The sequence below is a fragment of the Aeromonas sp. s7(2024) genome, assembly GCF_040907825.1.
Lineage (GTDB): Bacteria > Pseudomonadota > Gammaproteobacteria > Enterobacterales > Aeromonadaceae > Aeromonas > Aeromonas veronii.
The window spans coordinates 1-13,084 of the sequence record NZ_JBFOCM010000028.1 but is presented as its reverse complement, the minus strand read 5'-3'; the positions used below and the strand labels follow the sequence as shown (position 1 = coordinate 13,084).

Annotated in this window: 13 protein-coding genes and 1 pseudogene; 3 read left to right on the top strand and 11 right to left on the bottom strand. The window is 57.6% G+C overall.

Annotation, left to right across the window (positions count from 1 at the left end):
• Nucleotides 1-88: 88 nt before the first annotated feature.
• Both AB5Y73_RS13375 and AB5Y73_RS13370 read left to right on the top strand, forming a co-directional pair.
• Entirely contained in the window at nucleotides 89-1,006 is a 918-nt protein-coding gene (locus tag AB5Y73_RS13375) for an IS5 family transposase (protein WP_107685037.1), read from the top strand.
• A 326-nt stretch (nucleotides 1,007-1,332) separates the two neighbouring features.
• Nucleotides 1,333-2,001: an ATP-dependent Clp protease proteolytic subunit gene (locus AB5Y73_RS13370; protein WP_107685038.1), complete on the top strand. Its 669-nt coding sequence runs from the start codon at nucleotides 1,333-1,335 to the stop codon at nucleotides 1,999-2,001.
• A gap of 178 nt (nucleotides 2,002-2,179) precedes the next feature.
• Here AB5Y73_RS13370 and maiA read toward each other — a convergent pair whose 3' ends face one another.
• The 10 genes from maiA to AB5Y73_RS13320 all read right to left on the bottom strand — a co-directional run bounded on the left by maiA (nucleotide 2,180) and on the right by AB5Y73_RS13320 (nucleotide 11,338).
• Nucleotides 2,180-2,818, bottom strand: coding sequence for a maleylacetoacetate isomerase (maiA, locus tag AB5Y73_RS13365; protein WP_181497409.1), 639 nt, complete (start codon nucleotides 2,816-2,818; stop codon nucleotides 2,180-2,182).
• A 139-nt stretch (nucleotides 2,819-2,957) separates the two neighbouring features.
• Nucleotides 2,958-3,953, bottom strand: a complete 996-nt coding sequence (locus AB5Y73_RS13360) for a fumarylacetoacetate hydrolase family protein (RefSeq protein WP_107685039.1) — start codon at nucleotides 3,951-3,953, stop codon at nucleotides 2,958-2,960.
• Between the two features lie 10 nt (nucleotides 3,954-3,963).
• Nucleotides 3,964-5,115, bottom strand: a complete 1,152-nt coding sequence (locus AB5Y73_RS13355; RefSeq protein ID WP_107685040.1) for a homogentisate 1,2-dioxygenase — start codon at nucleotides 5,113-5,115, stop codon at nucleotides 3,964-3,966.
• Nucleotides 5,108-6,244 (bottom strand): 4-hydroxyphenylpyruvate dioxygenase, encoded by a 1,137-nt coding sequence (hppD, locus tag AB5Y73_RS13350; RefSeq protein ID WP_107685041.1) that lies wholly within the window; start codon nucleotides 6,242-6,244, stop codon nucleotides 5,108-5,110. The genes AB5Y73_RS13355 and hppD overlap by 8 nt, the downstream gene beginning before the upstream one ends.
• Before the next feature lie 224 nt (nucleotides 6,245-6,468).
• The gene (locus AB5Y73_RS13345) at nucleotides 6,469-7,164 is read right to left on the bottom strand and encodes an HAD family hydrolase (protein WP_220128900.1); all 696 of its coding nucleotides are present in this window, start codon (nucleotides 7,162-7,164) and stop codon (nucleotides 6,469-6,471) included.
• A complete protein-coding gene (locus tag AB5Y73_RS13340; protein ID WP_107685042.1) occupies nucleotides 7,164-7,823 on the bottom strand; it encodes a TIGR01621 family pseudouridine synthase in 660 nt (219 codons plus the stop codon). The genes AB5Y73_RS13345 and AB5Y73_RS13340 overlap by 1 nt, the downstream gene beginning before the upstream one ends.
• 183 nt (nucleotides 7,824-8,006) lie before the next feature.
• Complete coding sequence (locus AB5Y73_RS13335; RefSeq protein WP_043819275.1) at nucleotides 8,007-8,699, bottom strand: ABC transporter permease; 693 nt, start codon at nucleotides 8,697-8,699, stop codon at nucleotides 8,007-8,009.
• A gap of 93 nt (nucleotides 8,700-8,792) precedes the next feature.
• On the bottom strand, nucleotides 8,793-9,533 hold the full coding sequence (locus AB5Y73_RS13330) for an ABC transporter permease (RefSeq protein ID WP_005352911.1): 741 nt from the start codon (nucleotides 9,531-9,533) through the stop codon (nucleotides 8,793-8,795).
• 211 nt (nucleotides 9,534-9,744) lie between these two features.
• Nucleotides 9,745-10,518, bottom strand: coding sequence for an ABC transporter substrate-binding protein (locus AB5Y73_RS13325; protein ID WP_005337307.1), 774 nt, complete (start codon nucleotides 10,516-10,518; stop codon nucleotides 9,745-9,747).
• Nucleotides 10,519-10,567: 49 nt separating this feature from the next.
• A complete protein-coding gene (locus AB5Y73_RS13320; protein WP_107685043.1) occupies nucleotides 10,568-11,338 on the bottom strand; it encodes an ABC transporter ATP-binding protein in 771 nt (256 codons plus the stop codon).
• 533 nt (nucleotides 11,339-11,871) lie between these two features.
• Between AB5Y73_RS13320 and AB5Y73_RS13315 the strand changes: the two genes are divergently transcribed.
• A complete protein-coding gene (locus tag AB5Y73_RS13315) occupies nucleotides 11,872-12,774 on the top strand; it encodes a lysine exporter LysO family protein (protein ID WP_005352914.1) in 903 nt (300 codons plus the stop codon).
• Between the two features lie 66 nt (nucleotides 12,775-12,840).
• Here the strand turns inward: AB5Y73_RS13315 and AB5Y73_RS13310 are convergent.
• Nucleotides 12,841-13,084, bottom strand: a pseudogene (locus AB5Y73_RS13310) (integrase core domain-containing protein); the annotation flags it as partial.

The window sequence follows — 13,084 nt, the reverse complement described above, 5'->3', positions numbered from 1 at the left end:
GGCGTTGTTTCCTAAATCGATGCAGCTTGAATGGAACTAATTGAAAACCCAGTGATCTGATCACCACCATCCCCCTCAAGTCTGCATCATGGGTAAAGCGCTTCACCCCATCACCAATTGGCCTCAATACAACAGGTCTCTGATCAACCGTGGCTCTCTCACTTTCTGGGTTGATGCCGAGGCAATGGATAACTGGTTCCACCAAGTCCATCACGGAAAACGGGGACGCAGCCAGCTCTACACCGACCAGAGCATCTGTACCTTTCTGATGCTCAAAGGGATTTTCAGCCTCACGCTGCGAGCCACTCAGGGGCTACTCGACTCCCTGTTCGAGCTGATGAATGTGCCGCTGTGTGCCCCGGACTACAGCTGTGTCAGCAAGCGCGCACGCACAGTGAAGGTGGCCTATCGGCAGCCCCCTAAGGGGCGTATTACCGACCTGGTTATCGACTCGACGGGTCTGAAAGTGTTTGGCGAAGGCGAGTGGAAAGTCAGAAAACACGGCGCTGAGAAACGTCGAGTCTGGCGCAAGTTACATCTGGCGGTAGACCCGGTGACTCACGATATCGTGGCGGCAGAAGTGTCGCTGGAGAATGTGCATGACGCAGAGGTGTTGCCGACCTTGCTCAATCCTCTGCGTCGCAAGCTGGGGCGTGTTTACGCGGATGGCGCCTATGACAGCAAAGCCAGCCATCGGTTGATTACGCGTAAAGGGGCGACGGCGTGTATCCCGCCTCGCAAAAACGCAGGACTATGGAAAAAGGGCCATCCGAGAAATGAGGCGGTGCAGGTGATGCGCAAGGAAGGGCTGGCGCACTGGAAAAAGATGTCGGGGTATCACCTTCGTTCGCAGGCAGAGACAGCGATGTTCCGGTTCAAACAGTTAATGGCAGGCCAAATCACCCTGCGAAAATACAATGGTCAAGTGGGAGAAGTGATGGCGTATGTGAGCGCGATGAACAAACTGAACACCCTTGGTCTGCTTGTAAGAAAGCCCCGAGTGTAGCGGTCACCCGGGGCTGGGGAAGTCATGACTTGCTGGCTGATTTGGGAAACAACGCCCAGACGATCAGAACATGGCCCATAAAACCGACGTTGCAAGTGTGAGCATAGGCTCTGATAGAGCACCACGTATCGAAGAATGGGGTGGTGTATTCCCCTGCTACATAACTGGCACTATGGCATTCGTCATGTGGAGGCGAAATCAGGGTAGCTGACACTGAATTAATGTAAGTATCAATTAACAGCAATCCTTTTTTCAGATGCCGATATTTGAAATAGTGATATTGTCAGCAACCAAGTGTCCCCAAATATGTTATCCATGAGGTATCTATGTCGATAAAAAAACTAATTCTGCTTGCTCTGGCATTACCGATACATGTGCACGCCAACATTTTTTTCATCAAGGGAAATACGGTCAATGACACAGATGTAGATAATGCAGCCATCTACTTCAATGCAGGCATAGACCCGCAGACCGTGGCCTGGCTGTTATCCTCTATTGATGAAATTAACGGCAATTATCGCAACATTCAAAATATAGACATATATCTCAATAGTGGGGGCGGTGATATGGACTCCGGGTATATGGCCTACGAGGCTTTGCGTAAAAATCCGACGAAGCTGAATATGATTAACGCATCAAATGTGGCCTCTTCTGCAACTATAATTTACTGTGCATCGAATCAGCGTTATGCCATGCCAATGGCATCTTTCTTACTTCATCCTGCTGCCGCGGCAAATGAAATCAATGATTACCTTAAGCCGGATCAGGCACAGCGTATTTTGGACGATGCTGAAAAATACAACTCGCTCTTTCGCACCATTTACTCCTCCTGCACCAAAATTCCGGCAGAGGAGCTAAAGGCCATCACCTCGTCTGAGAGTCGACGTGCAACCTACAACATTGAAAATGCCAAAAAAGTAGGGCTCGTGAATCAGGACATGAAACAGCCGGCAACATACCCCGTGACCTATTACATCACGGATATGCAGAACTAATAGGCCAATCCCACCATGGCAGCCATTCCAACACTCAGGAATGACAGCCATGGCGGTTCACAACACAGGCTGAGTTTTGGCAACAGCGCGAACATATTTCGTGAGCGAGCCAGTCATCTCACTGGCTCAATGAGTATTCACTGCTTTAGCCATCAAAATGCTGCATCGCGCGATCCGATCAGGGTTGCGCGTCCGGCTGACTAGCAGGGGCCGCCTTGATAAAAGCTTGCAACTGTTCGCAGTTGGCGACGATGCGGCGGATGGTGGGGTAATCGTTCAGGGTCATGTCGTAGCGACGGGCGTTGTAGACTTGGGGCACCAGCATGCAGTCGGCCAGGGTCACTTCGTTGCCGACGCAGTAGACACCGGCTGTGGTCATCAACAGCTGTTCGAGGGCAGTGAAGGTCTCGTCAATCCAGTGGCGATACCAGCAGGCCTCCTGCTCGTTGTTGGCCCTAAAGTGTTCTTCCAGATAGTTGAGCACCCGCAGATTGTTGAGCGGGTGGATATCGCAGGCGATCATGTTGACGATCTGGCGCACCCGGGCCCGCGCGTCGGGGGAAGAGGGCATCAGGGAGTAGGCTGGATAGGTCTCGTCAAGGTACTCCATGATGGCGACCGACTGACCGATCTGCACATCGCCATCCACCAGAAACGGCACCAGCCCTTGGGGGTTGATCCGGCGATAGGCCTTCTCGCTCTGCTCGCCTTGCCGCAAATTGATGGGATGCTGCTCGTAGGCGAGCCCCTTGAGCTGCAACACGATCCGCACCCGAAAACTTGCCGACGAACGCCAATAGCCAAACAACTGCAACATAATCTGTCCCTGCATCTTATCTGGGCCCGAAGCCCGGCAGGTGCTCACCACCTGCCTCCTTGTGTATCCGGCACCGGTTGAGGGCTCGTCGTGATCCGGACATATCCCGAATATCCTTGCCGCCAACCGGCGCTGGCCATCAACCTCCCTGACCGCTCGCTGGCACCACCTGTTGAGAGATGGTGCCAAACAGGTTTTGGCCAGAGCGATCTTCCATCGCGATCGACACTCTATCACCAAACTGCAAATAGGGGGTTATAGCTTGATCACAATCAAGAATTTCCAGCATGCGGCGCTCGGCGATGCAGGATGAACCGGCGCTGCGATCGTAGTTGGAGACGGTGCCCGAGCCGATGATGCAGCCAGCGCCAAGGGGACGGGTCTTGGCGGCATGGACAATCAGCTCGAAGAAGCTGAAGGTCATGTCCACCCCGGCATCAGGTGCGCCAAACAGGACACCATTCAGATGGGTGCGCAGGGGCAGCATCACCTTGCCATCGCGCCAGTCATCGCCCAGCTCATTCGGGGTGATGGCCACCGGCGAGAAGGCGCTGGACGGTTTGGACTGGAAGAAACCAAATCCCTTGGCCAGCTCCCCCGGGATCAGGTTGCGCAGGCTCACATCGTTGACCAGCATCAGCAATTTGACGTGGCTGGCGGCCCCCTGCGGGCTTACTCCCATCGGCACATCGTCGGTGATGATGGCCACTTCCGACTCGAAATCGATCCCCCACTCTTCCGAACCCATCACAATCGGCCCACGGGGAGCCAAAAAGCTGTCGGAGCCCCCCTGATACATCAACGGATCGTGCCAGAAGCTCTCCGGCATCTCGGCGCCGCGCGCCTTGCGCACCAGCTCCACATGGTTGACGTAGGCGCTGCCATCGGCCCACTGATAGGCGCGCGGCAGCGGAGAGAGGCAAGACGCTTCATCAAAGGGGAACGCCTCTACCGCACGGCCCTCGTTAAGCTGCTGATAGACAGCCTCGAGCCTGGGGGCAACCTCGGCCCACTCATCGAGGGCGGCCTGCAAAGTCGGGGCAATCTCGCTCACCCGCACCGCCCGGGCCAGATCCCTGCTCACAACCACCAAAGCGCCATCGCGCTTGCCATTGTTCAATGTTGCCAATTTCATAAGCGATTCCTTATTTGCCGGCAGCAGCGTCCGGGCGCTGCCAGCTGGAGACATACCGGGTGTTCTCGATCCCTTCGCACAGACTGCCAACGTTCAGCGCATCGCGGGTATCGAGCATCACCGCCACCTCGTCGGTGAACTTCTTGGCATAGGCCTGCCCCGCCGCAAACGCCTTGGGATGGGGGCCGTGGGTGAATCCGGCGGGATGGAAGGTGACCATGCCCCGCTCGATATTGTCCCGGCTAAAGAAATCCCCGGCGTGGTAAAAGAGCACCTCGTCGTAATCGTCATTGCTGTGATAGAAGGGCACCTTGAGGGCGCCGGGATCGCTCTCGATGGGGCGCGGCACAAAGGTACAGATCACGAAGCGGCTCGCCACAAAGGTCGAATGGGCCGACGGCGGCAGATGGTAGCGGTGGCTCATCAGCGGGCGGATATCCCGCCAGTTGAGGCGCACCACGCACAAGTCGCCGTGCCACCCTTGTGCATCCAGCGGGTTGAACGGCCAGGTGATGACCGACACCTGATCGTGGCGTTTGATCTGCAGCGACCAGGGATTCTCATCCTGCTGGGCCAAAAAGCGCTCGTTGATGGCGGGCACATCGAGCGCCGTCGGGTCGAAGATGGCATGATTGCCCACCAGCCCCTTGTCCGGCAGCTGGTAGCTATCGTTGGTCGCCTCGATCATCAGGATGAACAGGGGCGCACTGGGTTCTATGCGCCACATGGTGCCGCGGGGGATCACCACGTAGTCGCCATCGCGCAGAGTCAGGTGGCCGTAGTCGCAGAAAAACTCGCCGCCCCCCTCGTGGATAAATAGCAGCTCGTCGCCGTCGGCGTTGCGCACCAGAAACGGCATCGCCTCGGAGAGCCGCCAGATGCGATAGCGGCAGTGGGGGTTGCTGAGAATATCGGGAGCAATCCAGGGAGAGAGCGAGCTTACCTCCTCTTGCAGGGCATTGAGGTCAAACAGCCGTGGCCGCAGCGGCCCCTCCCAACTGCTCCAGTCGGTGGGGGCATGCTTGTGGTGCATGTGGGTAGCCGGGCCGAAAAAGCCGCTGCGCCCTAGCTCGCGCTCATAGATGGCCTGCTCCGGCAGGTCAGCATGGGCCTGCCGGGAGTGAGTACCCTCCCGATGGGGGAAGTTAATCCAGTTACGCATCGCTCGCTCCCTCTTTGCGGGCACCCTTCTCATCCTCGGCGCCACCCAGCACGCCGCGGCGGATCTGGTCCAGCTCTATCGATTCAAACAGCGCCTTGAAATTGCCCTCGCCAAACCCTTCGTTGCCCTTGCGCTGGATGATCTCGAAGAAGACCGGGCCTATCACGGTATCGGTGAAGATCTGCAACAGGATGCCATCCTTGGTGGGGGAGCCGTCGATGAGGATGCGCAGCTCTTTGAGGGCCGCCAGATCCTCCTGATGCCCCTCGACCCGACTGTTCACCTTCTCGTAGTAGGTATCGGGCGTCGGCATAAAGCCGGTACCGCGGCTGCGCAGGGTGCGGATGGTGTGGTAGATATCGCTGGAGGCCATGGCGATGTGCTGGATCCCCTCCCCCTTGTACTGGCGCAGGTACTCCTCGATCTGGGACTTGTCATCCGCCGACTCGTTGATGGGGATGCGGATCTTGCCACAAGGCGCGGTCATGGCGCGTGAATGCAGCCCGGTCAGCTTGCCCTCGATATCGAAGTAGCGAATTTCACGGAAGTTGCCGATCCGCTCGTAGAAGTTGGACCAGACATCCATATTGCCGCGATGGACGTTGTGGGTCAGGTGATCGATCTCCATAAGACCGGCATCCACCTCGGCCATCCGGGCCTGCCAGTCGGGGTAGAAAACAAAATCCACGTCATAGATGGAGCCCTTGTCGCCATAGCGGTCAACAAAGGAGAGGGTGCTCTCGCCGATACCGTAGATGGCGGGAATATTGAGCTCCATCGGCCCAATCTTGCCGACAAAAGGCTTTGCCCCCTTGGCGATGGCGTACTGCTGGGCTTTGCCCGCATCGCTCACCCGAAATGCCATGCCGCAAACGCTCGGCCCGTGCAGGCTGGCAAACTGCTCCGCCTGGGAGTGAGGCTCAGCATTGACCACGAAGTTGATATCCCCCTGCCGGTAGAGCCAGCACTGCTTGTGTTTGTGCTTGGCGACCTCGGCAAACCCGAGCGAGACAAACAGGCTCTTGAGGGCGGCAATCCCCTTGGCATCGGGGGCCGTGTACTCGACAAACTCGAAACCGTCTGTGCCTAACGGATTGATGGTATGGGTGGCGGAAGAGGTGGCATTCATCGGGCGCTCCTTGCTCTTGATTCGGTTAAAACGGATTGCGGCACCCAGCGGCGCGGCAAGTGTTAACAACTTGTTTCATTAGAAGCAGGGCATAGCAGGAAGAGAAGAGGCGGGTTGCAGATAGTTTTTCGCAGCTGGCAGCAAAATATGTAAATAGATTGTGACATTCAAGCGGCAGCCTTGCGGATCAAACGGTGACGACCCGCATGGCTGTCAGCTTTGCATTACAGTTGCCAGTTTTTGACCATCAGATGGGGCAAGCAGGCCCGGGCCTTTTGCAGTCGCACAGGCGTCGGATTGATCAACCACGCCTCTTTCCCCAACCCCAGCAGCGGCAGATCGTGCAGGCTGTCGCTAAGCGCCAGCTCGACATCGAGGGCGCAGATCTCCGGCAACAGCTTGTGCTGGCCGTGGCAATAGAAGCGCGGCATCAGGCCGCCAAAACGGTAGTGCATCTGCGAGCCAATGATCCGGTGGGGCAACTGGCCGGGCAGTTGTTGATAGAGCTGGGCTCGCACCAGCGAGCAGGGGCTGGCGGAGATCACCCAGCAGCGCGCCCCCTCGCTTTGCAGCAATTCGCGAGCCTGACGATACAGCCCCGGCCTGGTGCGGCAATAGGCGCGCACCAGCTTGCGCCAGCCCAAAGGAGAAAGTCCCAACGAGATGGCCCACCAGATAAGGGAGATACCGCGCCGCCGCTGGCTGGGAAGAAGATAGACCAAACCACCCAGCGCAATCACTGGCAACAGCAGCAGCGGCCAGATCCGGCGGCGCAGGATATAGCACAGCAGACCGGCGTGGCTGTCGCCGGGGGCCAGGGTGTCGTCAAAGTCGGCCAGGATCCAGCGCGGTGCACGTCCGTCAGGATCACGCTCTTTCGCTGAATGGATAATGGCGTCGGACGCTGGGCGCATCAGCATCAGGGCGCAAGGGCTGCGATGGCTGCCGTGAGCTCGGGAGTGACAAATTCACTCCCCACATCGGGCGGGCAGACAAAATCGAACGGCTCGCACGCCAGGGTAAAGCTGAGCCGCCAGGCGTGCAGATAGCCGCGATCGGCTGGCGTGCCGCCATAGCGCTCATCCCCGAGAATGGGGGCGCCGATACTTTTGAGGGCAACCCGGATCTGGTGGGTTTTGCCGGTCTGGGGCTTGATGCGATAGAGCCGCAGCCCCTCGCGCACCGACACCGAATCAAACCAGCTGATGGCGGGGTTTTCCAGCGTGCGAGCCAGCATCCAGCTGCCACCGCGCCCCTTTTGCATATCCCCCTTCACCCAGCCCTGCTTTTTCTTGGGTTTGCGATCGGAGAGCGCCAGATACTGCTTGGTCACCTCACGGGCCGCAAAGGCCATGCTCAGCGCGCGGTTCGCCTCCGTGGTGCGAGCCAGCAGCACCAGCCCGGAGGTCATCTTGTCGAGCCGGTGCACCGGATAGAGGGTGAGCCCGGTATCGGCCTTCACGCGATTGACCAGCCCCGGATTGACCGACTCCCCGTCCCCCTTCTCGTCGTGCATGCCGATGCCGGGCTGCTTGTCGATAACCAGGAAAGCGGGATGCTCAAACAAAATCCGGTACATAAAACCTCGGGACTCGGGAACTGGGGGATAAGGCATGCAGCCAACGGCTGGCGGCGCTCGGGAGTGCTGCATTCTCCCTGCTCGTCCGCCATTTGGCAAACCGGACGGGCGTAGGATAAAGATAAAAAATGGCCCCGCCTGCAACAGGCGGGGCCATTTTCGCTCATCTTGGCAGATCACACCTTACACATTACGCGGGCGCAGGTGAGCGTGCCAGCGCGCTTCCCACTTCTTGAACAGCCAGACGATGACAAAGGTGAGCAGCATATAGAGCAGCCCTGCGGTCAAAAACGCCTCGAACGGACTGTAGTAGCGGGAGTTGATGATCCGCGCCGCGCCGGTCAGATCGACGATGGTGATGATGCCCGCCACCGCCGAGCCCTGCAGCATGAAGATCACCTCGTTGCTGTAAGCCGGCAGTGCCCGACGAAACGAGTTGGGCAAAATGATCCGGGTCAGGGTCTGCCAGCGGGTCATGCCAAAGGCGTTGGCTGCCTCAATCTGGCCGCGCGGCATATTGTGCACCGCCCCGCGCACGATCTCGGCGGTATAGGCGGCGGTATTGAGGGTGAAGGCCAGCAGCGCACAGAACCAGGCTTCGGAGAAGAGCGACCAGGCGGCACTGTTCTTCAGCCACTCCCACTGGGCAGCGCCGTAGTAGATGATAAAGAGCTGCACCAGCAGCGGGGTGCCGCGAAAGAAGTAGATATAGGCCCAGATCGGCCCCTTGATCAGCCAGTTACGGCTATTGCGCAGGATACCCATGGGCACCGCCAGCATCAACCCAAGGATCAGAGAGAGGGCCACCAGCCAGACGGTGGTATAGAGCCCCTCCCAATAGGTGGGCCACTCTTTGATAATGATTGAGAAATCCATGGCTTACCTCGTCTTCATCGTGATGTAGTGACGCTCGGCACTGGCACCGCGACGCTCACAGTAAACGGATGACTGCATTGAGTACGACATGGCTTACCTCGTCTTGATGGCATAGTGACGCTCGGCCCATTTGAGCGCCGAGGTGGAGACTGCGGTGAAGATCAGGAAGATCAGCGCCACCGCCATGTAGAAGGTGAAGGGTTGCTGGGTCGAGCCCGCCGCCAGCGAGGCTTTGCGCACCATGTCATCGAGGCCGATGATGGAGACCAGCGCGGTGGTTTTCAGCAGCACCAGCCAGTTGTTGCCAAACCCGGGCAGAGCGTGGCGCATCATCTGGGGGAAGAGGATCCGCACAAACACCTGGGTTGCCCGCATGCCAAAGGCCCGTGCTGCCTCCAGCTCCCCTTTGTCCACCGCCAGAATGGCGCCGCGAAAGGTCTCGGTCATGTAGGCGCCGAAGATAAAACCGATGGTCGCGACACCGGCCACAAAGGGGCTGATGTCGATATAGTCCGGGAGCAGGGAGACCCACTCCTGATTGGGATTACTCTCCAGTAACCAGCTGTTGTAAGTCTCGTTGACCCAGGTACAGATGCCGTTGATCAGCACCTGGCCGCCAAAGAAGAGCAGCATCATCAGCACCAGATCGGGGATGCCGCGAATGATGGTGGTGTAGCCGGTGGCGATGGCCCGGGCCCACTTGTAGGGAGATAGTTTGGCCAGCGCCCCCAACATCCCCAGCAGCAACGCCAGCAGCAGGGAGGCCAGCGCCACTTCCAGGGTGACCCAGGCGCCCTCCAGCAGCGAGGCTTCGTATCCTTTCAAATCAAACATATGCAGCTCCATCGCCACTGAATCTTCACGCACCTGCTAACCAGAAGGCTCCATAGCAGTCCGAATGAAATATGTGCAGCTCCATTGCAATCAATGCGGGCCCGTAAACTCCCTCAGGGAGGTGACGGGCCCGATGACTACTGACGGGATCAACCTGTCGTTACTTGCCGTAGACGTTTTTGGACTTACTCGCCGTAAACGTCTCTTTGTTTTACTCTCCGTAAACGTCGAACTCGAAGTACTTGTCGTTGATTTCCTTGTACTTGCCGTTGGCACGCAGCGCCAGAATGGCGGCGTTGAATTTCTCTTTCAGATCCTTGTCAGCCTTGCGCACTGCAATACCGGCACCCTCGCCAAACCACTTGGGATCGGTCAGTTTCGGGCCGACGAATTCGAAGGCATCACCGCCCTCTTTCTTCAGCAGACCGTCGGTGATGGCGGCAGAGTCGGCCAGCACATAGTCCACACGACCGGATTTCAGATCGAGATAGGCTTCATCGGCGGTGCCGTAACGCTTGATGGTGGCATTGGGGAAGTTGTCGGTAATAAAGGTATCCATGGAGGTTGCACGCTGCACCGCGACGGACTTGCCTTCCATAAAGGCTTTGTCGAGCTGCACATCAGTGCCCTTCTTGGCGGCGAAGCGGGCCGGAATGTGCTGGTACTTCTGGGTGAAGTCCACCTTCTTCTTGCGCTCTTCTGTGATGTCCATGGTGGCGATGATGGCGTCAAACTTGCGTGACAGCAGCGCCGGAATGATGCCGTCCCAGTCCTGCTTGACCAGGGTGCACTTCACTTTCATCTCTTCGCACAGGGCGTTGGCGATGTCGATATCAAAACCTTTCACCTCGCCACTGGGCTCGGTCCAGGAGAAGGGGGGATAGGCACCCTCAACCCCGATCCGGACCTCTTTCCACTCCTTGGCCATCAGGCTACCGGACGCGAGGGCAGTAACTACGGCTGTCGCCAGCATCAGCTTGTTCATGTATCTCTCCTTGATAAAACAGTTGATTGGGTAACCAGGCATCCCACCATCAGTAGATGGAGGAGATGAATTGCTTGAACCGCTCGGATTTGGGATGGGCGAAAATCTCCTTGGGGTTGCCCTCCTCTTCCACCCGCCCCTGATGCAGAAACATCACCTTGTTCGATACATCCCGGGCAAACGACATCTCGTGGGTCACCACCAGCATGGTGCGCCCCTCTTCGGCCAGCTCGCGCATCAGGCCGAGCACCTCCCCCACCAGCTCGGGATCCAGCGCCGAGGTGGGTTCGTCAAACAGCATCACCTCGGGCTCTACCGCCAGCGCACGGGCAATGGCGGCCCGCTGCTGCTGACCACCGGAGAGGTGGCCGGGATAGTAGTCACGCCGCTCCCAGAGTCCAACCCGGTTGAGCAGTTGCTCCGCCTTGTCCAGTGCTTCGGCGCGAGGTACCTTGAGCACCTGGATCGGCACTTCGATGATGTTCTGCATGATGGTCATGTGTGACCAGAGATTGAAACTTTGAAACACCATGGCCAGTCGGCTGCGGATCCGCTCCACCTGACGCATATCCTCGGGCAACCGCTCGCCGGCGCGGCTGGTTTTCATCCGGATCAGCTCGCCATGGAGCGAGACGGTGCCGGATGAGGGGGTTTCGAGCAGATTGATACAGCGAAGAAAGGTCGACTTCCCCGAGCCGGAGGAGCCGATAAGGGAGATCACATCCCCCTTGTGGGCGGTCATGTCGATGCCCTTGAGCACTTCGTGGGTGCCAAAATATTTGTGCAGATCACGTACTTCCAGTGCGGCAACGTCGCTCATCCATTACAACCTTGTCTGTCCCTAGACGCCGCAGGGGGCGTGACTCAACCATCGTCCATTTAACAAAAAGTTAACCGATGGCAACCTTCAGCGAAAATATCACCCGGATAGTGAAAAAACAATACAGAACGAGGGTCTTCAGGGGATTCGCTCTATTTTTATTCGCTCTTTGCGTATTTTTCAGCACTTTGTTTGCATAAACAGCCGTTTCAATGGCTATTCCGATACCGCCTTTTTATACCCCAATCATATCAGTGGCAAGAGAAAAGCGTGATGTGTGCCAAACCGGCACCAAAATGGCTTTATGCACCCCCTTGCCGAGCGAAATATCGGCCCCCCGATCGGATCAACTTGATTTCATTGGTGCACTCGGGCTCGCACAGAACCTTTTCAAACAGAGAGGTTGTGGCAAAAAAGTAACAATCCGCCCCTAAAAGGGCTGTTTTTGGCCATGAAAGCGAGAGATATGTGACACAGAGCCAATAAGTAATGATAAGGTGGTGTTTTTATCAGTTTTTGTGATCGAGGCCTCGATGCTGCTCAATGTGTTGCTGATCCTGTTACCACTGGCAATCGGCTATCTGGTTCCCCTCTCCTCTGCCCGACTGATCAAGCTGGTCAACCAGAGTTTGGGCAAGATGGTCTACCTCATTCTGTTTCTGATGGGGCTCGGGCTTGCCTATGTGGAGAACCTGGGCAGCAATCTGGCGGTGATCTTCAAGGTCGCCGGGGTGATGCTCACCGCGATCACGGTCTGCAACCTGCTGGCCCTCTGGTGGCTCGACAAGCGTACGCCGCCGACCCACGAGGCGAGCGATGCCAAGATGCCGGGCAAGTTGCACCTGTTGTGGGAATCCCTGCAGCTCTGCTTTGTGGTGCTCGGCGGTGTGCTGCTGGGTCTACTGGTGGATCTCCGCGCCCTGCCCATCGACAAATGGAGCGAGTGGGCCCTGATGCTGCTGCTGTTTCTCATCGGGGTGCAGATGCGCAACTCCGGCATGCGGCTGCGCCAGATCCTGCTCAACCCCTGGGGGATGAAGATAGCCGCCACCGTCATCCTCAGCAGCTGGCTGGGTAGCCTGCTGGCGGCCCAATTGCTGGGCATGCCCTTTGCCCATGGTCTGGCGATGAGCTCCAGCTTCGGCTGGTATTCGCTCTCCGGCATTCTGGTGGCCGACAAACTGGGGCCGGTGCTCGGTTCTGCTGCCTTTATCAACGATCTTGGGCGCGAGCTTATCGCCATTCTGATCATCCCGGTCCTGATGCGACGCCACCCCTCGGCGGCCATCGGTTACGGCGGCGCCACGGCGCTGGACTTCACCCTGCCGGTCATCCAGAAATCAGGGGGCATTCAGGTGGTACCGGTAGCCATCGTCTCCGGCTTTATTCTGAGCCTGCTCGGCCCCATTCTGATCCTCGGATTTCTGGCGATCTAAGCCTTATTCCCACATTGTGTCTAGTCCTGAAATAGGTTTACACATTTTCAACTAGCATTTCTCTACTCAGAACCCCCTATGTACCGCATCGGGGGTTCTGTATTTCAACGCATGATGCGGCCGCTCTGCGTTGTAAATATCTACTGCTTCACGCACCATTTCCCGCGCTTGCGTCAAATCCTGCGGGCTTTGCAGCAATAACTCTCCTTTCAAAACCCGTTCACCCGCTCCGCCAACGCATTCTGGTAACAGTCATACCCATCCGTCATCGAGCATTTCACCCCGTACCGCTCATGTAATGACTGATACA

Coding starts and splice junctions, on each gene's coding strand:
- AB5Y73_RS13375 (WP_107685037.1), top strand. CDS start 89: ATGGGTAAAGCGCTTCACCCCATCACCAATTGGCCTCAATACAACAGG.
- AB5Y73_RS13370 (WP_107685038.1), top strand. CDS start 1,333: ATGTCGATAAAAAAACTAATTCTGCTTGCTCTGGCATTACCGATACAT.
- maiA (WP_181497409.1), bottom strand. CDS start 2,818: ATGTTGCAGTTGTTTGGCTATTGGCGTTCGTCGGCAAGTTTTCGGGTG.
- AB5Y73_RS13360 (WP_107685039.1), bottom strand. CDS start 3,953: ATGAAATTGGCAACATTGAACAATGGCAAGCGCGATGGCGCTTTGGTG.
- AB5Y73_RS13355 (WP_107685040.1), bottom strand. CDS start 5,115: ATGCGTAACTGGATTAACTTCCCCCATCGGGAGGGTACTCACTCCCGG.
- hppD (WP_107685041.1), bottom strand. CDS start 6,244: ATGAATGCCACCTCTTCCGCCACCCATACCATCAATCCGTTAGGCACA.
- AB5Y73_RS13345 (WP_220128900.1), bottom strand. CDS start 7,164: ATGCTGATGCGCCCAGCGTCCGACGCCATTATCCATTCAGCGAAAGAG.
- AB5Y73_RS13340 (WP_107685042.1), bottom strand. CDS start 7,823: ATGTACCGGATTTTGTTTGAGCATCCCGCTTTCCTGGTTATCGACAAG.
- AB5Y73_RS13335 (WP_043819275.1), bottom strand. CDS start 8,699: ATGGATTTCTCAATCATTATCAAAGAGTGGCCCACCTATTGGGAGGGG.
- AB5Y73_RS13330 (WP_005352911.1), bottom strand. CDS start 9,533: ATGTTTGATTTGAAAGGATACGAAGCCTCGCTGCTGGAGGGCGCCTGG.
- AB5Y73_RS13325 (WP_005337307.1), bottom strand. CDS start 10,518: ATGAACAAGCTGATGCTGGCGACAGCCGTAGTTACTGCCCTCGCGTCC.
- AB5Y73_RS13320 (WP_107685043.1), bottom strand. CDS start 11,338: ATGAGCGACGTTGCCGCACTGGAAGTACGTGATCTGCACAAATATTTT.
- AB5Y73_RS13315 (WP_005352914.1), top strand. CDS start 11,872: ATGCTGCTCAATGTGTTGCTGATCCTGTTACCACTGGCAATCGGCTAT.